At 72.0% G+C, this 19,256-nt stretch carries 19 protein-coding genes; 8 read left to right on the top strand and 11 right to left on the bottom strand.

What is annotated here, in order from left to right:
- Nucleotides 1-200: 200 nt before the first annotated feature.
- Both IEY91_RS06220 and IEY91_RS06215 read left to right on the top strand, forming a co-directional pair.
- Complete coding sequence (locus IEY91_RS06220) at nt 201-1,427, top strand: trypsin-like serine peptidase (protein WP_189173173.1); 1,227 nt, start codon at nt 201-203, stop codon at nt 1,425-1,427.
- A gap of 263 nt (nt 1,428-1,690) precedes the next feature.
- Nucleotides 1,691-2,899, top strand: a complete 1,209-nt coding sequence (locus tag IEY91_RS06215) for a trypsin-like serine peptidase (protein WP_189173172.1) — start codon at nt 1,691-1,693, stop codon at nt 2,897-2,899.
- Nucleotides 2,900-3,043: 144 nt separating this feature from the next.
- Here the strand turns inward: IEY91_RS06215 and hflX are convergent, their stop codons facing one another.
- The 6 genes from hflX to miaA form a co-directional block, all read right to left on the bottom strand.
- On the bottom strand, nt 3,044-4,534 hold the full coding sequence (gene hflX / locus IEY91_RS06210; protein ID WP_164319738.1) for a GTPase HflX: 1,491 nt from the start codon (nt 4,532-4,534) through the stop codon (nt 3,044-3,046).
- A gap of 299 nt (nt 4,535-4,833) precedes the next feature.
- Nucleotides 4,834-6,336, bottom strand: coding sequence for a M1 family metallopeptidase (locus tag IEY91_RS06205; RefSeq protein WP_189173171.1), 1,503 nt, complete (start codon nt 6,334-6,336; stop codon nt 4,834-4,836).
- Nucleotides 6,337-6,440: 104 nt separating this feature from the next.
- The gene (locus tag IEY91_RS06200) at nt 6,441-8,585 is read right to left on the bottom strand and encodes a RelA/SpoT family protein (protein WP_164319742.1); all 2,145 of its coding nucleotides are present in this window, start codon (nt 8,583-8,585) and stop codon (nt 6,441-6,443) included.
- Between the two features lie 253 nt (nt 8,586-8,838).
- On the bottom strand, nt 8,839-9,795 hold the full coding sequence (gene dapF / locus IEY91_RS06195; RefSeq protein WP_229696743.1) for a diaminopimelate epimerase: 957 nt from the start codon (nt 9,793-9,795) through the stop codon (nt 8,839-8,841).
- 67 nt (nt 9,796-9,862) lie between these two features.
- Nucleotides 9,863-10,351 carry a hypothetical protein gene (locus IEY91_RS06190; RefSeq protein WP_189173450.1) on the bottom strand — a complete coding sequence of 163 codons (489 nt, stop codon included), beginning with the start codon at nt 10,349-10,351 and terminating at the stop codon, nt 9,863-9,865.
- 107 nt (nt 10,352-10,458) lie between these two features.
- Nucleotides 10,459-11,397: a tRNA (adenosine(37)-N6)-dimethylallyltransferase MiaA gene (miaA, locus tag IEY91_RS06185; protein WP_189173170.1), complete on the bottom strand. Its 939-nt coding sequence runs from the start codon at nt 11,395-11,397 to the stop codon at nt 10,459-10,461.
- 182 nt (nt 11,398-11,579) lie between these two features.
- Between miaA and IEY91_RS06180 the strand changes: the two genes are divergently transcribed.
- Together IEY91_RS06180 and IEY91_RS06175 are read left to right on the top strand one after the other, a co-directional pair.
- A complete protein-coding gene (locus tag IEY91_RS06180) occupies nt 11,580-11,957 on the top strand; it encodes a hypothetical protein (protein ID WP_164319749.1) in 378 nt (125 codons plus the stop codon).
- Between the two features lie 25 nt (nt 11,958-11,982).
- Nucleotides 11,983-12,267 (top strand): antitoxin, encoded by a 285-nt coding sequence (locus IEY91_RS06175; RefSeq protein WP_164319751.1) that lies wholly within the window; start codon nt 11,983-11,985, stop codon nt 12,265-12,267.
- Between the two features lie 93 nt (nt 12,268-12,360).
- On the opposite strand, the gene IEY91_RS06170 is transcribed toward IEY91_RS06175, so the two are convergent.
- The 5 genes from IEY91_RS06170 to IEY91_RS06150 form a co-directional block, all read right to left on the bottom strand.
- Nucleotides 12,361-13,086, bottom strand: coding sequence for a class III extradiol dioxygenase subunit B-like domain-containing protein (locus tag IEY91_RS06170; RefSeq protein ID WP_189173169.1), 726 nt, complete (start codon nt 13,084-13,086; stop codon nt 12,361-12,363).
- 80 nt (nt 13,087-13,166) lie between these two features.
- Complete coding sequence (miaB, locus tag IEY91_RS06165) at nt 13,167-14,699, bottom strand: tRNA (N6-isopentenyl adenosine(37)-C2)-methylthiotransferase MiaB (RefSeq protein ID WP_189173168.1); 1,533 nt, start codon at nt 14,697-14,699, stop codon at nt 13,167-13,169.
- Nucleotides 14,700-14,763: 64 nt separating this feature from the next.
- Nucleotides 14,764-15,114: an Asp23/Gls24 family envelope stress response protein gene (locus tag IEY91_RS06160; RefSeq protein ID WP_164319755.1), complete on the bottom strand. Its 351-nt coding sequence runs from the start codon at nt 15,112-15,114 to the stop codon at nt 14,764-14,766.
- On the bottom strand, nt 15,111-15,884 hold the full coding sequence (locus IEY91_RS06155; protein WP_189173167.1) for a hypothetical protein: 774 nt from the start codon (nt 15,882-15,884) through the stop codon (nt 15,111-15,113). Before IEY91_RS06155 ends, IEY91_RS06160 begins: the two co-directional genes overlap by 4 nt.
- Nucleotides 15,875-16,462 (bottom strand): RNA polymerase sigma factor, encoded by a 588-nt coding sequence (locus tag IEY91_RS06150; RefSeq protein ID WP_373287896.1) that lies wholly within the window; start codon nt 16,460-16,462, stop codon nt 15,875-15,877. Before IEY91_RS06150 ends, IEY91_RS06155 begins: the two co-directional genes overlap by 10 nt.
- Nucleotides 16,463-16,669: 207 nt before the next feature.
- On the opposite strand from IEY91_RS06150, the gene IEY91_RS06145 reads away from it, so the two are divergent.
- The 4 genes from IEY91_RS06145 to IEY91_RS06130 all read left to right on the top strand — a co-directional run bounded on the left by IEY91_RS06145 (nt 16,670) and on the right by IEY91_RS06130 (nt 19,098).
- Entirely contained in the window at nt 16,670-17,185 is a 516-nt protein-coding gene (locus IEY91_RS06145) for an Asp23/Gls24 family envelope stress response protein (RefSeq protein WP_164319757.1), read from the top strand.
- Between the two features lie 76 nt (nt 17,186-17,261).
- The gene (locus IEY91_RS06140; protein WP_164319759.1) at nt 17,262-17,474 is read left to right on the top strand and encodes a hypothetical protein; all 213 of its coding nucleotides are present in this window, start codon (nt 17,262-17,264) and stop codon (nt 17,472-17,474) included.
- The gene (locus IEY91_RS06135) at nt 17,471-18,514 is read left to right on the top strand and encodes a DUF6286 domain-containing Asp23/Gls24 family envelope stress response protein (RefSeq protein ID WP_164319761.1); all 1,044 of its coding nucleotides are present in this window, start codon (nt 17,471-17,473) and stop codon (nt 18,512-18,514) included. The genes IEY91_RS06140 and IEY91_RS06135 overlap by 4 nt, the downstream gene beginning before the upstream one ends.
- Nucleotides 18,514-19,098: a hypothetical protein gene (locus IEY91_RS06130; protein WP_164319763.1), complete on the top strand. Its 585-nt coding sequence runs from the start codon at nt 18,514-18,516 to the stop codon at nt 19,096-19,098. Before IEY91_RS06135 ends, IEY91_RS06130 begins: the two co-directional genes overlap by 1 nt.
- Nucleotides 19,099-19,256 lie beyond the last annotated feature (158 nt).

The raw sequence follows: 19,256 nt of genomic DNA, 5'->3' as shown, positions 1-19,256 counted from the left end.
TCCTCGGGGAGGGGCGGAGGTTCCTTGGGGGGCAGAGGTTCCACGGGCGGAACGGAAGATCCTTGCCGTGACGGAACCGTTGCCATCTCGTGGGCCGTCCCGAACGGCACCGGCATAGTGTGGGTTGCCGTTCATCAGCACTTACGGCTCCGCGATGTACGGCATGTGGAACTATTTCGAAGCCCAGGGGGATTCTCACCATGCGACCCATACGTCCGCTCTTCACCTCTCGTCGCGGGAGGAGCGCGCGCGGCAGGACCCCCGTGGCGGCCGCCGTCGCGCTCGGCGCGGCACTCGTACTGACCGCGACAGCCTGTGGTCCTGGCGACGACAACGCGGACGACTCGTCCGCGTCGCAGCCCGGCGACAACGGCGGCGACGACAAGATCCAGCTTCCCGGCGACATCCAGGACCGGCTCAAGGAGCACGGCATCGACCTGGACAAGTGGAAGGACGGCGCCTGGAAGAACTGGGACAAGGACGACTGGCTGCGCGAGGCGGGCGACTTCGTCAACCCGATCATCGAGGACCTGTGGGACCCGGACCGCATGCGGGACGCGGACAAGAACCCGGACCGGGGCGTCGACGAGGGTGACATCTCCGGCGACCAGGGCGTGACGGACCCGACGCCGGAGCCCGTCGAGGCGGCCGGTGTGAAGACGCCGTACCACGACCAGGTCCCCGCGGCCGGCAAGCTCTTCTTCGACGGCCCCGAGGGCTCGATGGTCTGCTCGGCCACGGTCGTGAAGGACCCGAAGAACCCGGGCAAGTCAAACATGGTGTGGACCGCGGGCCACTGCGTGCACGCGGGCGCCAAGGGCGGCTGGTACCGCAACATCGCCTTCGTCCCGTCGTACAACGACAGCGGCAAGGACACCGCGGACCTGCAGGGCGCGCCCAAGGAAGAGGTCGCTCCCTACGGTGTCTGGTGGGGCGACTGGGCGCAGACGTCCGACCAGTGGATCGAGCAGGGCGGCCCGACGGGCGGCAAGGGCGCTCCGTACGACTTCGCGGTGATCCATGTGACGCCGGAGAAGGGCAGCGACGGCAAGTCCCTGGAGGAGCGGGTCGGCGCGGCGCTGCCCGTGGACTTCGACGCGCCGAAGGTCGCGGACATCAAGGACATCACGGCCACCGGATACCCGGCGGCGCCGCCGTTCGACGGTCAGAAGCAGTTCCAGTGCGCGGACAAGCCGGGGCGGCTCTCGATCAGCGAGCCCGACCCGACGATGTACCGCATCGGCTGCACCATGACCGGCGGTTCGTCCGGTGGCGGCTGGGTCGCGGCGGGCCAGGACGGCAAGCCCGCGCTGGTGTCCAACACGTCGATCGGCCCGGTCACGGCGGGCTGGCTCGCAGGTCCGCGCCTCGGTGACGAGGCCAAGGGCATCTACGAGGCGGTCAGCAAGAAGTACGCGGGCCGCTAGGCAGGTTCGGCGACCGCGCGGTGCGGTGAGTTCGCCCGCGGTGGGTGAACTCACCGCCCGCGAGTGGGTGAACTCACCGCCCACGGGCGGGCGAACTCGCCTCCCGTGGGCCGGACGAGGCGGCGAAACCTTCACGATCCCGCCGCCGTTCGTCCCCGATTCCACAGGCATAGTGGGGTGTCACGTCGGCCCAGTTGGCGGATGCCACGCCCACGCCTGACACGCACATGGCAAATACACGTTCCTACGGGGGTTACAGCTCCATGCGTTCCATTCGTGCGCCCTTCGCGCGCAGCCGCGGCCGTCGCGCCGCGCTCGCCGCCACCGGGCTCGCCGCGGCTCTGGCGCTCACCGCCACGGCCTGCGGGCCGAGCGACGACAAGTCCAGTGACAAGGCGGACTCCGGCGCGTCGCAGGAGGCGGACAAGGGTTCCGACTCGGGCGGCGGCCTGCCGGGCGACATCACCGACCGGCTCAAGGAGCACGGCATCGATCCTGACAAGTGGAAGGACGGTGCCTGGAAGAACTGGGACAAGGAGGACTGGCTGCGCGAGGCCAAGGACTTCGTCAACCCGGTCATCGACGGGCTGTGGAAGCCCGAGCGGATGAAGAAGGCCAAGGACCCGAGCAAGACGATCGCGGCGAAGGACGCCCCCACCGATCAGGGCGCGAACGATCCCGAGCCGTCACCGGTCCAGGCCAAGCCCGAGAAGACGCCGTACCACGACAACGCCGCCCCGGTCGGCAAGATCTTCTTCGACTCCCCCAAGGGGTCGATGGTCTGCTCCGGCACGGTCGTGAAGGACCCGAACAACCCGGGCAAGTCCAACATGGTGTGGACCGCGGGCCACTGCGTGCACGCCGGCGCGGAGGGCGGCTGGTACCGCAACATCACCTTCGTGCCCTCGTACAACGACCTGGGCAAGTCCGAGGCGGAGCTGAGCAACGCGGCGCCGCAGGAGATCGCCCCGTACGGCCAGTGGTGGGCGGACTGGGTCTCGACGTCCGGCGAGTGGATCGACCAGGGTGCCGCTTCGGGCGGCGCGGGCGCTCCGTACGACTACGCCGTGATGCACGTGAAGCCGCAGGAGGGCACCAAGTCCCTGGAGGAGACCGTCGGCAACGCGCTGGATGTCGACTTCTCGACTCCGTCGGCGCAGAGCGTGAGCTCGATGGGCGCCTGGGGCTACCCGGCCGCGCCACCGTTCAACGGCCTGACCATGCACAAGTGCATCGACAAGCCGAGCCGTCTGACGCTGGACCCGGCGACGCCGACGATGTACCGCATCGGCTGCACCATGACCGGCGGTTCGTCGGGCGGCGGCTGGTTCCGGGTCGTGGGTGACAAGACCGAGCTGGTCTCCAACACCTCGATCGGCCCGGCCCAGAACACCTGGCTGGCGGGCCCGCAGCTCGGCAGCGGGGCGAAGCAGATCCTGGACATGATGAGCGAGAAGTACGGCTCTCAGTGATCCTCACGGAACACTGAGGGGGTGCGGGCCGCGCGGCCCGCACCCCCTCCGGTCCGGTACGTCGGAGGCCCCGCCCCTCGCAGGGGGCGGGGCCTCCGCCTTGTGTCTAAGCGCCCAGCGAGCGCCTGCCGCCCAGTGCGAACGTCACCGCGCCGCCGGAACGAACGGCGCAAGCTCCGCCGCCAGTTCCTCGTGCACCCGGGCCTTGAGCAGGGTGCCCTCGGCGGTGTGCTCCTCGGAGAGCACTTCGCCGTCGGCGTGCGCGCGGGACACGAGATTGCCGTGGGTGTACGGAACGAGGGCCTCGATCTCGACCTCGGGCCGCGGCAGTTCGGCGTCGATGAGCGTGAGCAGCTCCTCGATGCCCATGCCCGTACGGGCGGACACGGCGATCGCGTGCTTCTGCGTGCGCAGCAGGCGCTGGAGGACCAGCGGGTCCGCGGCGTCCGCCTTGTTGATCACCACGATCTCCGGTACGTCCGTCGCGTTGACGTCACGGATGACCTCGCGCACGGCGGCGAGCTGCTCCTCCGGCGCGGGGTGCGAACCGTCCACCACGTGCAGGATCAGGTCGGACTCGCCGACCTCCTCCATGGTGGAGCGGAAGGCCTCCACGAGGTGGTGCGGCAGATGCCGGACGAAGCCGACCGTGTCGGCCAGCGTGTACAGCCGGCCACTCGGGGTCTCCGCCCTGCGGACCGTCGGGTCGAGGGTGGCGAACAGGGAGTTCTCCACCAGCACGCCCGCGCCCGTGAGGCGGTTGAGCAGCGAGGACTTGCCCGCGTTGGTGTAACCCGCGATGGCGACCGAAGGCACCTTGTTGCGCTTGCGCTCCTGGCGCTTGATCTCGCGGCCCGTCTTCATCTCCGCGATCTCCCGGCGCATCTTCGCCATCTTCTCGCGGATCCGTCGCCGGTCCGTCTCGATCTTGGTCTCACCGGGACCACGGGTGGCCATGCCGCCACCGCCGCCGCCACCCATCTGACGGGAGAGCGACTGGCCCCAGCCGCGGAGCCTCGGCAGCATGTACTGCATCTGCGCGAGGGCCACCTGTGCCTTGCCCTCTCGGGACTTGGCGTGCTGGGCGAAGATGTCGAGGATCAGGGCGGTCCGGTCGACCACCTTGACCTTGACGACGTCTTCGAGGTGGATGAGCTGGCCGGGGCTGAGCTCACCGTCGCACACGACGGTGTCCGCTCCGGTCTCGAGCACGATGTCGCGCAGCTCCAGGGCCTTTCCGGAGCCGATGTACGTTGCCGGGTCCGGCTTGTCGCGGCGCTGGATGACGCCGTCGAGCACGTGCGCGCCCGCGGTCTCCGCGAGTGCGGCCAGCTCGGCGAGTGAGTTCTCCGAGTCCTGAACCGTCCCGGAGGTCCAGACGCCCACGAGGACGACGCGCTCCAGGCGGAGCTGTCGGTACTCGACCTCGGTGACGTCCTCGAGCTCGGTGGAGAGGCCGGCGACGCGGCGCAGGGCCGCGCGCTCGGAGCGGTCGAGCTGTTCGCCGTCCCGCTCTCCGTCGATCTCGTGGCTCCAGGCGACGTCCTCTTCCATCAGGGCATCGGCCCGAAGACCTTCGGGGTAGTTCTGCGCGAAGCTCTGTGCGTCCTGGGAAGGGGAAGAAGAGGAGGTCATTGGGTCCTTTACGTCGATGGGAATCCGATACGGAGAGCGCCTGAGAGCGTCTGCCGCCCTGTCGCACCGCGTGTGCCACAGCGCCGCCCGTCATGTCCGACAACGCTCACGACCACCCGGAGATTCCCCGGACCAGCCGAAACCGCCCCTGAGATGTCCCCGAGGGGATGTCCCGGACGGGCCGCGCCGTCGACCTGAAGATGGTCGCACGGTACGGCCCGTCTCGTCACCTGACTTTTCCTGACCGGACGGCTGCCCTGCGGCGCCTGCCGGACTGCTGGCCGGGCGGCTGCCCCGCGCTACTTCTTCGCGGGCGCCGTCTTCGTGTCCGGCGCCGTCGTGGTCCAGTCCGGGTGCCCCGGCATCGGCGGCGTCTTCTTGCCGTACAGCCAGGCGTCGAAGAACGTGTCCAGGTCGCGTCCGGAGATGTCGGAGGCGAGGCGCACGAAGTCCGCGGTGGTCGCGTTGCCGTCACGGTAGGTGTGGACCCATGCGCGTTCCACGGCCTCGAAGGTGGGGCGGCCGATCTCCTGGCGCAGGGCGTACAGCGCGAGCGCGCTGCCGTCGTACACGACCGGCCTGAAGATGCTGATCTTCTGCCCCGGCCGGGGCCCCTTGGGCGCGGCCGGCGGCCCGCCCGTCGCGCGCCAGCGGTCGGAGAGGCGGTAGGCGTAGCGCATCCGCTTCTCGAGCGGCTGGCGCGCCTTCTCCTCCGCGTACAGCGCCTCGTACCAGGTGGCGTGCCCTTCGTTCAGCCACAGGTCGGACCACGTGCTCGGGCTCACGCTGTCGCCGAACCACTGGTGCGCCAGCTCGTGCACCATGATCGATTCGACGTACCACTCGGGGAACTCCGGGCGCGTGAACAGCTCCTTCTCGAAGAGCGACAGCGTCTGCGTCTCCAGCTCGAACCCGGTCTGGGCGTCGGCGACGAGCAGTCCGTAGGTCTCGAACGGATACCGGCCGACCTTGTCCTCCATCCACTCGATCTGGCCGGGCGTCTTCTTGAGCCAGGGCTCCAGTTCCTTGCGGTTCTTCGTCGGCACCACGTCGCGTACGGGCAGGCGGTACGGGCCGGTGCGGTGCAGCACGGTGGAGCGGCCGATGGACACCTGGGCGAGCTCGGTCGCCATCGGGTGCCGGGTGCGGTAGGCCCAAGTGGTGGTGGCCGCGCGGTGCTTCTTGGCGACCGGCAGGCCGTTGGCGACGGCGGTGAGGCCCTTCGGGGCGGTGACGCGGAAGGTGAACTGCGCCTTGTCGGCGGGGTGGTCGTTGCACGGGAACACGTGGTGCGCCACATCGGCCTGGTTGGCCATCGCGAGCCCGTCGGCGGTGCGCACCCAGCCGCCCTCCGTCTTGCCGGACACCGGGTCGCTGGTGTGCCGCACCCTGATGCGCAGCCGCTCACCGGGCTGCACGCGCGCGTGGGGCGTGACGACGAGGTCCTCACCGGCGGTGCTGAAGTCGGCGCGGGCGCCGTTCACGTCGACGGAGCGGACCTTGCCGTGGGTGAAGTCGAGGTTGACGCGCTCCAGCGGGGCCGTCACCAGGGCGTCGATCCTGGTGACCGCGTCCAGGGGTTTGGTGTTGTCCCCGTGGTAGGTGAAGGCGATGTCGTACGAGGTCACGTCGTACCCGGGATTCCCCAGGTGCGGGAAGAGCCTGTCGCCGATGCCGAGCGGGGCGGCCGGCTGCGGGGCGCTCGCGGCGAGCAGGGCCGCGGAGGTGGCGGAGGCGAGGACGGCGACCGCGATGCGCACGGTTTTCGGCCGGAACGCCTTGGAGCGAGGGGTGAGGAGCATGAACTACCGCTACCAGCGCGTGCCTGCCGCGCCGGGACGGCACGCCACCGGGCCCACCCGAACGAGTATCTCCGTGGCGAAGCGCGTGTCTACGAAGAGTGCCGTTACGGCGCCGCTGCCGCCCGGTGCTGTGCGCGGGTCACGTCGTACACCCCCGGGACGTTGCGCATCGCGCGCATCAGGCCGGGGAGGTGTGCGGCGTCGGGGAGTTGGAGTGTGTACGTGTGGCGTACGCGCTGCTGGGTCGGTGGTTCGACGGTCGCCGAGATGATCGCGGCGCCCTCCAGGGCGATGGCCTCGGTGAGGTCGGCGAGGAGGTGCGCCCGGCCGAACGACTCGGCGACCAGGGTGACCCGGCACTCGGTGGTGTCCCCCCAGCGCACGCCGACCTCCGGGCGCCCCACTTCCGTCATGCGCGCCACCGCCGTACACGCGATCCGGTGCACGGTCACGACGCCGCCGCGTACCGCGAAGCCGGTGATCTCGTCGGGCGGCACCGGTGTGCAGCAGCCCGCGAGCCGCACGGTGGCGCCCTTTCGGTCGGCCACGACGTCGGCCCCGGCCGGGCGCAGGGCCGCGGAGACCTGCGGCCTCGGCGTGGTCGCGGGCACCGTCACGGGTGCGGGTGCCGGGGCGGCCGTGGCGGGCGGCGCGGGCGCGGGCGCCGGGTGGGTGGTGAGCCAGCGGCGGATGGCGATGCGCGCGGCGGGCGTGCGGGCGTGGTCGAGCCAGTCGCGCGAGGGCCCGGACGCCGGGTCCTGGCCCATGAGGAGCTGCACGGTGTCGCCGTCCCGCAGGACGGTGCTGAGCGTCGCCAGGCGGCCGTTGACGCGGGCTCCGATGCAGGCGTGGGCGTCCTCGCCGTACTGCGCGTAGGCGGCGTCCACGCAGCTCGCGCCCGCGGGCAGGCCGAGGGTGCCGCCGTCGGGGCGGTAGACGGCGATCTCGCGGTCCTGGGCGAGGTCTTCGCGCAGCGTCGACCAGAAGGTGTCGGGGTCGGGGGCGGCCTGCTGCCAGTCGAGGAGGCGGGAGAGCCAGCCGGGGCGGGTGGGGTCGGCGCGCTCGCCGTCGACCGGCTGTTCCTCGGGGGGCGGGGCGTAGGGGTTGCGCAGGGCGATGACGCCCGCCTCGGCGACCTGGTGCATCTGGTGGGTGCGGATGAGGACTTCGGCCACTTCGCCGTCGGGGCGGGCCACGGCCGTGTGGAGCGACTGGTACAGGTTGAACTTCGGTACGGCGATGAAGTCCTTGAACTCCGAGACGACCGGCGTGAAGCACGTGTGCAGCTCGCCGAGCACTCCGTAGCAGTCGGCGTCCTCGTTCACGAGCACCAGGAGGCGTCCGAAGTCGGAGGGGCGCAGGTCGCCGCGTTTGCGGTGCACCCGGTGCACGGACACGAAGTGGCGTGGCCTGATGAGGACTTCGGCGGCGATACCGGCGTCGCGCAGCACGCCGCGCACCTCTTCGGAGATGTCCGCGAGCGGGTCCGTACCGGCCTTGGCCTTCGCCGCGATCAGCTCCCTGACCTCGGCGCACTCCTGGGGGTGGAGGATCGCGAAGACGAGGTCTTCGAGCTCGGTCTTCAGGGCCTGCACGCCGAGCCGTTCGGCGAGCGGGATGAGGACGTCGCGGGTGACCTTGGCGATGCGCGCCTGCTTCTCGGGGCGCATCACGCCGAGGGTGCGCATGTTGTGCAGCCGGTCGGCGAGTTTGATCGCCATGACGCGTACGTCGTTGCCGGTGGCGACCAGCATCTTGCGGAAGGTCTCGGGCTCGGCGGCGGCTCCGTAGTCCACCTTTTCCAGCTTGGTGACGCCGTCGACCAGGTAGCAGACGTCGTCGCCGAACTCCGTGCGCACCTGATCGAGCGTCACATCCGTGTCCTCGACGGTGTCGTGGAGCAGGGACGCGGTCAAGGTCGTTGTCTCGGCGCCGAGTTGAGCCAGGATCAGGGTGACGGCGAGCGGATGTGTGATGTACGGCTCACCGCTCTTGCGCATCTGGCCGCGGTGCGAGGACTCCGCGAGGACGTAGGCGCGGCGCAGCGGCTCCAGGTCGGCGTCCGGGTGGTGGCCGCGGTGGGCCTCGGCCACATGGCCGATGGCGTCCGGGAGGCGGCCGCGGCCGGCTGGTCCGAGCAGTGCGGCACGGCCGAGTCGGCGCAGGTCGAGGCGGGGGCGGGAGCGCTTTCGCGGGACTGCGGGCGTCGCGGGGCCGGGCGTCGCGGGATTCGTCGCCTCCGCACTCATGGGCACCTCCGGCAGCTCCGACCGGCGGTGGGCGGACGGCAGCCTGCTCCGTCCGGGCCGGTGCTTGATGCTATCGAGCCCATCACGTGGCGCTGACCCGCTCTCGCCGAGCGTGAAACGGATCACCCATTCGAGCGACAGTTCTGTGGAGTGTCGTTTCGACTGGGGCGAGCGGGGTTTCGACCCGGGCGCGCGAGCGGGGCCGGGCGCGCGGCCCGGACTCCCCTGTGCGCCGTGCGGCCGGGCGCGGCACTCAGGCCGTCACCGCCGCAGCCTCTGCCGCCGTCGCTGCCGCTGTGGCGGTCGCTGTGACTTTCGCGGTCGCGGTCGCCAGCCAGTCCGCGTCGATCTCGCCTTCGGCGACGATCACCGCGGGGCCCGTCATCTCGATCTCGCCGTCCGGCGCCTCGGTGATCACGAGGCGGCCGCCGAGGACGTCGACGGTGTACGTCACCGGGGTGCCGGTCACGGCCGGGTCCAGGCCGTCCCTGCGCGCCGCCGCGACGGCCACCGCGCACGCGCCCGTGCCGCACGAGCGGGTCTCGCCCGCGCCGCGCTCGTGCACGCGCATGGCGACGTGGCGCGGGCCGCGGTCGACCACGAACTCCACGTTCACACCGTCCGGGTAGGCCGTGGCCGGGCTGAAGGGGGGCGGCGCCAGGAGGTCGCCCGCGTGCGCCAGGTCGGCCACGAAGGCGACCGCGTGCGGGTTGCCCATGTTCACGTTCCACGCGGGCCACTGGCGGTCGCCCACGGAGACGGTGACGTCGCCTTCGGGGAGCGCGGCCTTGCCCATGGACAGCGTGACGTCGCCGTCGGCGGCGTCCGGGGTGGCGGACTTGGCGATGTGCGCGCGCTTCACGCCGCCGCGGGTCGCGACGGCCAGGTCGCCCTCGCCGACGAGCCCGGCGCGACGGAGGTAGCGGGCGAAGACGCGCACGCCGTTGCCGCACATCTCGGCGATCGAGCCGTCGCCGTTGCGGTAGTCCATGAACCACTCGGCCTCGGCGGCCAGGTGCCGCGCCTCCGGGTGCGCCGCGGAGCGCACGACGTGCAGCAGGCCGTCGCCGCCGATGCCCGCGCGGCGGTCGCACAGGGCGGCGACGGTGGCCGGGGACAGCTCGATGGTGTTGTCGGCGTCGGGGACGATCACGAAGTCGTTCTCGGTCCCGTGCCCCTTGAGGAAGGCGATCCGCGTGCGCGTGCTCATTCCTCGATCGTACGGGGTGGCTATGACAGTCGGCCGGGGGCCGTCGGCAGGGGCTCCGCGAGGGCTGTCAGCGGAGGCGGGCCACGCGCCAGACGGCGAGCACCGCGGCCGTCGCGAACATCAGCGTGTACGCCGAGACGACCCGCCAGTCCAGCCGCCGCCCGGAACCGCGCTCCGGCAGCCCCGGCCAGGTGTGCCCGACGCGGCGGGCGGCCATCATGCCCCAGCCGGCGGCGCAGCAGCTGATGAGCAGCCCCAGCATGGCGACGACCGCGCCGCCGTCGCCGAACTCGAAGGCAAGCGGGAAGGCGAACATCAGGGAGCCGACGGCGGCGAGGATCACGATCGGCGCGAGCTGCCAGATGCGGAGCCTGCGCTGCGGCCGCAGCTCGACCTCGACCTCCGGCTCCGTCGCCAGCTCGTCCTCGGTGGGGCCGTCGTCCGTGACGCCGCCCGCGGCGACCCCGGGGCTGTCCGGTCCGTCCGGGCTGAGCCGCGCACTGTCGCGTGCGGCGTGCTCGCCTTCATGTGCGGTGTTTCGAGGGCCGGCCTCCATCGCCACGCGCCCTCCCACTCCGGACTCCACTGGTCGATCGATGGTCGATGATGGCACGCCGTCAGGTACCCGGATGACCGGCGGAGCGTCCCGATGCCATCACGTGATCAGGCTGTGACCGCTCGTTCGACCAACGTCAGTGCGCTCCCGGGGAGTTCCCCGCGGTCGGCGGCGGCGCCGCTCAGCCAGTGCACGCGCGGGTCCCGGCGGAACCAGGAGTCCTGACGGCGGGCGAAGCGCTTGGTGGCGCGCACGGTCTCGGCGCGCGCCGCGTCCTCGGTGCACTCTCCGGCGAGCGCCGCGAGCACCTGCTGGTAGCCGAGCGCGCGGGACGCCGTGCGCCCCTCCCGCAGCCCGCGCTCCTCCAGCGCGCGCACCTCGTCGACGAGCCCGGCCTCCCACATGCGGTCCACGCGCGTGGCGATGCGCTGGTCCAGCTCCGGCCTGGCCACGTCCACGCCGATCTGCACGGTGTCGTACACGGACTCATGACCGGGGAGATTGGCCGTGAACGGCTTGCCCGTGATCTCGATGACCTCCAGGGCGCGGACGATCCGGCGGCCGTTGCTGGGCAGGATCGCGCGGCCCGCGTCGGGGTCGGCGGCGGCGAGGCGCGCGTGCAGCGCGCCGGGGCCGCGCAGCTCGAGCTCCTCCTCCAGGCGGGCGCGTACGGCGGGGTCGGTGCCGGGGAACTCCAGGTGGTCGACGGCCCCGCGGACGTACAGACCGGAGCCGCCGACCAGGATCGGCCAGCGGCCCTCCCCCAGGAGCCGGTCGATCTCCGCGCGGGCGAGCTTCTGGTACTCGGCGACGCTCGCCGCCTCCGTCACGTCCCAGATGTCCAGGAGGTGGTGCGGTACGCCGTCCCGCTCGGCGGGCGTCAGTTTGGCGGTGCCGATGTCCATCCCTCGATAGAGCTGCATCGAGTCGGCGTTGACGACTTCGCCGCCGAGACGCTGGGCGAGGAAAACGCCCAGATCGGACTTTCCGGCCGCGGTGGGCCCGACAACGGCGATGACCCGCGGGGCGGGAGCTGCACTTCTCACCGCCCCAGTCTCGCAAACCGCACGGCAAGTGCCCGAACGAGCTACGTGACGGCACGGCTTCGGGGTCGTTGCCTGTTGCGAGGTTCCGGCCGCCGATTTCGAGGATCGGTGACCCGTGCGACGCAATCGGACGCACCGGGCGGCGCGGGATTTCGCCCACACGAGTAACGTATGGAGTAGATATGGGTGTTTTTTCACGGTTCCGCCGGAAGAAGTCTGAGGACGCGACGGAGTCGCCCGAGGTGTCGGCCGACACCTTGACGGCCGAGTCCGAGGCGGCCGAGGAGTCCTCCGAGGCGGAGGGCGGGGCCGCGGCGAAGGACGAGGCCAAGTCCGAGGCGAAGAGCGACGCCGAGAACGCCGAGAACAAAGCCGCGGAATCCGCCGAGGCGGCCTCTACGGAGAAGGCGGACACCGCCGACACCCCTGAGACCGCGAAGAGCGCGGAGACCTCCAAGGGCGCCGAGAACGCCGACAGCTCGGAGAACGTCGAGATCCCCAAGCAGCAGTCCGCACAGGAGGCGGCCGACAACGAGGCCGGTGAGAGCGCCCGTAAGTGACTCCCCGGCGAGGGAAGGTGGACCCATGGGCTTCCTGGACCAGCTGAAGGACAAGCTCGCCCCCGTCAAGGGCAAGGCCGCGGGTCTCGCGCGGCAGCACGGGGGCAGGATCGACCAGGGCCTGGACAAGGCCGCCAAGGCGGTCGACAGGAGGACCAAGGGCAAGTACAGCGACAAGATCCGGACGGGGACGGGCAAGGCGAAGGACGCCGTGGACCGCCTCGCCGGTACGGAGGGCGGGAAGGGCGCGGGTGGCGGTGCCACTCCCCCGGGAAACTCTCCGCCGTCGCCGCCTCCTTCGGCTTCCTGAGCACACCTGCACAACCGGCGGACGGCCGTGAAGCGCTACTGGCTTCACGGCCGTCGGCCTGTGTGCGTACGCAGGTGCGCTCGGGGCCCCCGCCTAGGACCAGGCCGCCACCAGATAGCCGACCCCGTACGGCGCCTCGTCGAAGAGCAGCTCGCCGCTCAGGCCCGCGCCGTCGGCCGCGCCCGCGAGCACCTGCCAGGGCGCGCGCCCGGCCGCCTTGAGCTCCTGCGCGAGCTCCGCGTCCAACGCCTTGAGCGCGGCCACGTCGGCCGCGCCCAGCGCCCGCGCCACGTCCGCGTCGAACCCGGCCGCCCGCTCGTCCAGGTAGCCCGGCGCCTTGAGCGTGCGGCAGGCACTGGCGTCGCCCATCACGAGCAGCGCCACCCGGTCCGCCACCGCAGCGATCTCCCCTCCGACCTGGATACACCGCTCGGCCGCAAGTGGTTCCCCCACGCCGAGGCCTTCTACGGGAGCGGCCGACCATGCCGTACGCCCGAGCAGCCATCCGGCGACGGCCAGCGACACCGGAAGCTCACGTTCCGATGTCTGCCCGGTGTCTTCGGTAGGTGCCGCTCCGAGGCGTACGTCGAGGTCCACACCGAAGCCCCGGAACGAACCGCGTGCCCCCTGGGGGTGCGGTCCGCGGCCGTTCAGCCCGGCGGGGCCCACGACGACGAGGCGGTCGGGACGGGAGGCGGCGAGCACCCCGATGGCGTCCGTGCACGCCGCCCGCGCGGCATCCATTTCCGGTGCCGCACCCGCGGCGACCTCGGGCACGAGCAGGGGCGGACAGGGGCAGACGGCTGCGGCGACAAGCATGATCCGCAGCGTAACGCGCGTCTACGTAGGCATCGCCTTCGGCGTGCGCGGGGACTCCGCGCACGCCGCACCGAGCGGCCTCAGTCGCAGCCGCACCCGCTGCCCGTGGCCGCCGGCAGCGGCTCCGGTACGCCGATCTTGGGCAGGCCGAGCAGCACGCCGGCCGGCTTCGCGGTCTCGGCCGTGTTGCGCTTCTCCCAGGCGTCGCCCGCGCCCGTGCGCCGCACGCCGAGCACGGCGCCCTCGGCGAGCAGGTGGTGCGGCGCCGCGTACGTGATCTCGACCGTCACGACGTCGCCGGGGCGCACCTCGGTGTCGGGCTTGGTGAAGTGGACGAGGCGGTTGTCGGGAGCGCGGCCGGACAGGCGGTGGGTGGCGCCGTCCTTGCGGCCCTCGCCCTCGGCGACCATCAGCTCCAGGGTGCGGCCGACCTGCTTCTTGTTCTCGGCCCAGGAGATCTCCTCCTGGAGGGCCACCAGACGCTCGTAGCGCGCCTGTACGACCTCCTTGGGGATCTGGTCGTCCATCTCGGCGGCGGGCGTCCCGGGGCGCTTGGAGTACTGGAAGGTGAAGGCGTTGGCGAAGCGGGCCTCACGGACCACGTGCATGGTCTGCTCGAAGTCCTCCTCGGTCTCACCGGGGAAGCCCACGATGATGTCCGTGGAGATCGCGGCGTCCGGCATGGCGGCGCGGACCTTCTCGATGATCCCCAGGAAGCGGTCCTGGCGGTAGGAGCGGCGCATCGCCTTCAGGACCGGGTCCGAGCCGGACTGCAGCGGCATGTGCAGCTGGGGCATCACGTTCGGCGTCTCGGCCATCGCGGCGATGACGTCGTCCGTGAAGTCGCGCGGGTGCGGCGAGGTGAAGCGCACCCGCTCCAGGCCCTCGATCCGCCCGCAGGCGCGCAGCAGCTTGCTGAAGGCCTCGCGGTCGCCGATGTCGGAGCCGTACGCGTTCACGTTCTGCCCGAGCAGGGTGATCTCGGAGACGCCCTCGCCGACGAGCGCCTCGATCTCGGCGAGGATGTCGCCGGTCCTGCGGTCCTTCTCCTTGCCGCGCAGGGCGGGCACGATGCAGAAGGTGCAGGTGTTGTTGCACCCCACGGAGATCGACACCCATGCCGCGTACGCGCTCTCGCGGCGCGTGGGCAGGGTCGAGGGGAACGCCTCCAGGGACTCGGCGATCTCGACCTGCGCCTCTTCCTGTACGCGGGCGCGCTCCAGGAGGACCGGCAGCTTGCCGATGTTGTGCGTGCCGAAGACGACGTCCACCCAGGGCGCCTTCTTCACGATGGTGTCGCGGTCCTTCTGGGCCAGGCAGCCACCGACGGCGATCTGCATGCCGGGGCGCTGGGTCTTCCTGGGGGCGAGGCGGCCCAGGTTGCCGTACAGCCGGTTGTCGGCGTTCTCGCGGACCGCGCACGTGTTGAAGACCACCACGTCCGCGTCGCCGTCGGAGCCTTCGGGCGCGCGTACGTAACCGGCGTCCTCCAGGAGGCCGGAGAGCCGTTCGGAGTCGTGGACGTTCATCTGGCACCCATAGGTGCGGATCTCGTAGCTTCGCGTTACGGCCACTTCGTCCACTGCTCCGGTCCGGACACTGCTGATGGTCATCCCTCAAGGGTAAAGGGGCCGCGGCGGTGCGCCCCCACCCCCTGTACGACCTCGGTCACCCCGCCTAGACGACCCCGGTCACCGTGACCCTGACCTGCGCGGAAACCTTTTCTCCCGCCTCGCCCGCCAGGACGTCCACGACCGCCGCGCGCACCGCGCGGGTCACGTCCAGGGCGCGGTGCCCCCGACTCAGCACCACGTAGACCTCGATGTCGAGCCCGGCAGAGCCCTTCCGCCGCTGCACACGCACCCCCGACGCCCCGGCGGCGCCGGACGTGCCCCGGCCCGCTCCCAGGCCCACGGAGGAGCGCAGGAGCTCGGCGAGGCCGGGGCGGAGGAAGGCCACTCCGCGGGTGGCGAGGACGGCGGCGCCGACCAGGTCCGCGAGCGCGCGCGGGGTCTGCTGTTCCGTCATCGCTGCCCCCCTTCGACTTCATCGGCTTCTTCAGCTTCTCGGTCTTCTCGGTCTTCTTGGTCTTCTTGGTCTTCTTGGTCTTCTTGGTCTTCTTGGTCTTCTTGGTCTTCTTGGTCTTCTCGGTCTTCTTCGTCTTCGTCGAGCAGGTCCGCGACCACCACGTCGACCGCCGCGACCCGCATGCCCAGCTCGCCGTCCGCGGCCTCGACGATGCGTCCGCGCACCTCGTCCGCGACCAGTTGCAGGTTCCAGGAGAGGCCGACCTGTACTTCGATACGTACCCTCGCGGGTCCGCGCGGCAGTCGCCCCGCGGGCGGAGCGGAAGCCCCGGAGGCCGCGTTCACGACGGCCGTCTCGATGCGGCAGCTGCCCGCGCGGACCCCCGGCAGGGCGTCCACCGCCGCCCGGAACGTCCGCGCGGCGGCCGCCTCCACGATCCAGGCGTCCTCGTCGGGCTCGCCGAGGGCGAGGGTGCGCCCCGGCCGGAGTTCGAGCCGCACGACGTCCATGACGCGGCCCGCGAGCGCGGCGGTGTCCCACTGCCTCTCCTGGGGCTCGTCCGCGCGTGCCCGCGCGACGACGCCCTCCAGGGTGCGCAAGGCTCGCAGCGCCTCGGCGCAGTGCGGGCAGTCCGCCGTGTGCGGGTCCGGCTCGCCCGTCTCCGCCTGCTCCCAGACCTGTGCGAGTTCCCGGCCGCAGGGCAGGGTCTCCTCGTCGGGCACGTCGCCGAACGCCGCCCCGCCCGGTGTCCCGCCTTCGTTCATCGCCATCCGGCCATCGCCTCCGTCAGATAGCGCCGGGCCCTGAAGACACGGCCGCGGACCGCCTCCTGGCTGATGCCGACCGTCTCGGCAATGGATTCGTAGGGCACGCCGTCGAGTTCCCGCAGGACCCAGCACACCCGCTGCTCCGGTGAGAGCCCCTCTATCGCGCGCGACAGGTCGCGCACGGCCGCGTGCGCCTCCGCCGCCCTCGCCGGGGACACCTGGTGCTCGGGGGCCTGCGGCTCCGGAACGCTGTCCAGAGCGGTCACCGGGGGCCGCGAACGCAGCACGTTGAGGCACCGGTTGGTGACGATCCTGTGCATCCAGGTGCCGAACCGGGCGTCCCCGCGGAACTCCGGCAGCTTGCGCCAGGCGCTCACGAAGGCCTCCTGGACGGCGTCCTCGGCCTCTGTGGGGCTGCCGAGCAGCCGCGTGGCGAGGCGCAGCAGAACGGGCGCGTGGCGGTGCACGAGCGCCTCGAAGGCCTCGTCGTCGCCCTCGGCCGCGCGCACCACCAGCAAGGCGTCCTCGTGCGGCAACGGCGCATCCGTCTCCTCCGGCGCTCTGCCCCGATCCCCGGGCACACGCGGCTCCTCTCGCTTCGGTCGTGCTCCTACGACACACGACAAGCCGCCCGCGTTACGCGGCGCACGCACGGTACCGGCCATCGGAAGAAATTCCCGGGAGGCGCGTAACGGATCCTGGGCATCTGTGTCAGTGGGAGTGAAGGGCGCGAAACGTACGGCACACACAGCGCATCAACTCGACCGAGACGACTAGGAGATGCCGATATGGCGGCACAGGAGCTCACTTCGAAGTCGGCCACGTCCAGCGATACCGAGAAGGGCCTCGTCGGCGGCTCGCACAGCGCGGAGGGAGCCACCACCGTCACGGGCCGCACCGGCCCCAGCGAGCCTCCGGCCACGCGCGGCAAGACCTCGATCGCGGACGTCGTGGTCGTCAAGATCGCCGGTATGGCGGCGCGCGAGATCCCCGGTGTGCACGACATGGGCGGGGGCCTCTCCCGCACCATCGGCGCCGTCCGCGACCGCGTCCCCGGCGGGCGCCCGAACGTAGGCCGGGGCGTGAAGGTCGAGGTCGGCGAGCGGCAGACGGCGATCGACCTCGACATCGTCGTCGAGTACGGCGTGCCCATCACGGACGTCGCCCACGACGTGCGCGAGAACGTCATCACGGCCGTGGAGCGCATCACGGGCCTGGAGGTCGTCGAGGTCAACGTCGCCATCAACGACGTGCACCTGCCCGACGACGACCGGGACACCACCGCCGAGACGCGCGTGGAGTAAGCCCCCCATGTCTTCCCGCGGCTGTCCTTCGCGAGATGTCCCTTCTGCGGGTCTCTTCTGCGGTGTGAGGTGAGTGGTGAACAAAGCCTTGGTGGGCCTGTTGGCGGGCATGGCACTGGGATTCGCCGGATGGTTCGGCGGCTTCGGCGCCTTCCTGCTGGTCGCCGCGCTCGGCGCGGTCGGCTTCGTACTGGGACGCCTCATGGACGACGGCATCGGCATCCGCGAGTTCCTTTCCGGCCGTGCGGACCGCGTCGCCCGTGACGGCCGTGACCGGGAGCGGCGATGAACACCCCCGCCGGGGAACGCGGCGCGACCACCATCGCGGACCGCGCGGTGCGCCGTATCGCGGAACGTGCCGCTACGGAGGCGCTGGGTACGGGCGAGGTCAGGGTCGGCCGGGGCTCGGCGGCCGTGCGCGGTCGCCGGGCCCGGGTGGGTGTCACGGTGACCGTGCCCTACCCGGGCGTCCTGGACGACACCGGCGAGAGCGTGCGGTCGCACGTCACCGAACGCACCGCCCGGCTGACCGGGCTCTCCGTGGACCCGGCCCGGGTCCACGTGCGCGAGCTGGCCCTCCAGGAACTCTCGACACAGGGGCTCTCTACGGAGCGGCTCTCTACGGAGGGGCACGGCTCGGGCGGCAAAGCGGCATCTACGGAGGCGGCGGTTTCGCACGGCGGGCGTCGGCCGTGGTCCGAACGGCGCCTGCCCGTGGCCGTGTTGGCCCTGGCCGCGGCCGTCGCCTCCGGAGTGCTGCTGTTCGACGTCGTGGCGGTGCACGCTGCGGAGGAGCCTCCCGCGCGGTGGCGGGTTCGGCTCCTGGACTGGCTGGCCACGCACGGCCCGGACGGCGGTTCGGCGCTGAACCTCGCGGTGGCGGCCGCGGTGTTCGCCCTCGGCGTGTGGCTGCTGGTCCTGGCGGTCGCACCGGGGCAGCGGCGCCGCCTGCCGATGGCCCCGCCGCTGCCCGGCGTGCGCGCGGTCCTCGAACGCGGCACGGCCGCCGCCCTGTTGCGGGACGCCGTGGCGGAGGTCCCCGGTGTCCGGCGGGTCGGCGTGCGCGTCGGCCGCCGCCGGGCGCGGGTGCGCGTGGGGCTGGAGTTCGGCGACCCCGTCACGGCCCGCCAGGAGGTCCGCGAGGCGGTCGAGGCGACGGTGGCGGAGTTCGGGCTCACCAGGCCGCCACGCCTGCGCATCCGGCTGCGTACGGAGCCTTCGTGGCGCGCACCGACGCCTCCGCGCGGAGAGACCGAGGCCGCCGCGCGCCCCGCGGAGACCGAAGCCCCGTCACAGCCCCAGGAATCGCCACCGAGGAGCACTCCCTGATGAGCGCACTCCGTCAGGGCGTCAACCGCGCGACGCTGTTCTGCGCCGCGGCGGTCCTGCTGTGCGCGGGCGCCGCGCTCGCCACGACGACGGACCCCGTGCGCGACCGGCTGCCCTCCGGCTGGCCGCGTCTGGGGGCCGACCGCGTGTGGCTGGACGAGGACACGCTCGGCCGCTGGCGCGACCACGGCTGGTGGCCGCCCGTCGTGATCGCGGCCCTGGCCGTCGTCCTGCTGCTGCTCCTGGCCCTGGCCGTCCTGGAGATCCGCGCGGGTCGACTTCGCGTGCTCACCCTGGGCAGGCCCGGCGTCACCCTCGCGGGCTCTGCGTTGGCCGCGGCGATCGCCGAACGCGTGCGGGCGGTCGACGGCGTGGCCCGCGCCCACGTGCGCCTCCTCGGCCGTCCACGGCGGCTGCGGGCCCGCATCACCCTCGTCCTGACCCCCGACGGCTCCCCGCGGGGCGCACTGCGTCAACTGGCCGAGCAGGCCGTCGTGGAGGCCCGCGCGGCCGCGGCGCCGCGCGCCCTGGAGGCGGACGTACGGATCAGCGTCCAGGCCCACAGGACCCGGCGCATCCGCTGAACGCCGCCCCTCCTTGCGGGCGTTCACGGGTTTCCTCGCGGACGACTGGCGCACGGCCGGAGGGCACCCCACCGGCACCTGCCCGGCAACTGCCCGGCAACTGGCGGACGATCCGCGCTTTCCCGCGCAGTCGTGTGCGCGGCGCGCAAGTTCCGGGA

The sequence above is a fragment of the Streptomyces lasiicapitis genome, from assembly GCF_014646335.1.
In the GTDB taxonomy this organism is placed as follows: Bacteria; Actinomycetota; Actinomycetes; order Streptomycetales; family Streptomycetaceae; genus Streptomyces; species Streptomyces lasiicapitis.
Note: the sequence above shows the minus strand (reverse complement) of the source record. Positions and strands in the feature narration are given on the sequence as shown.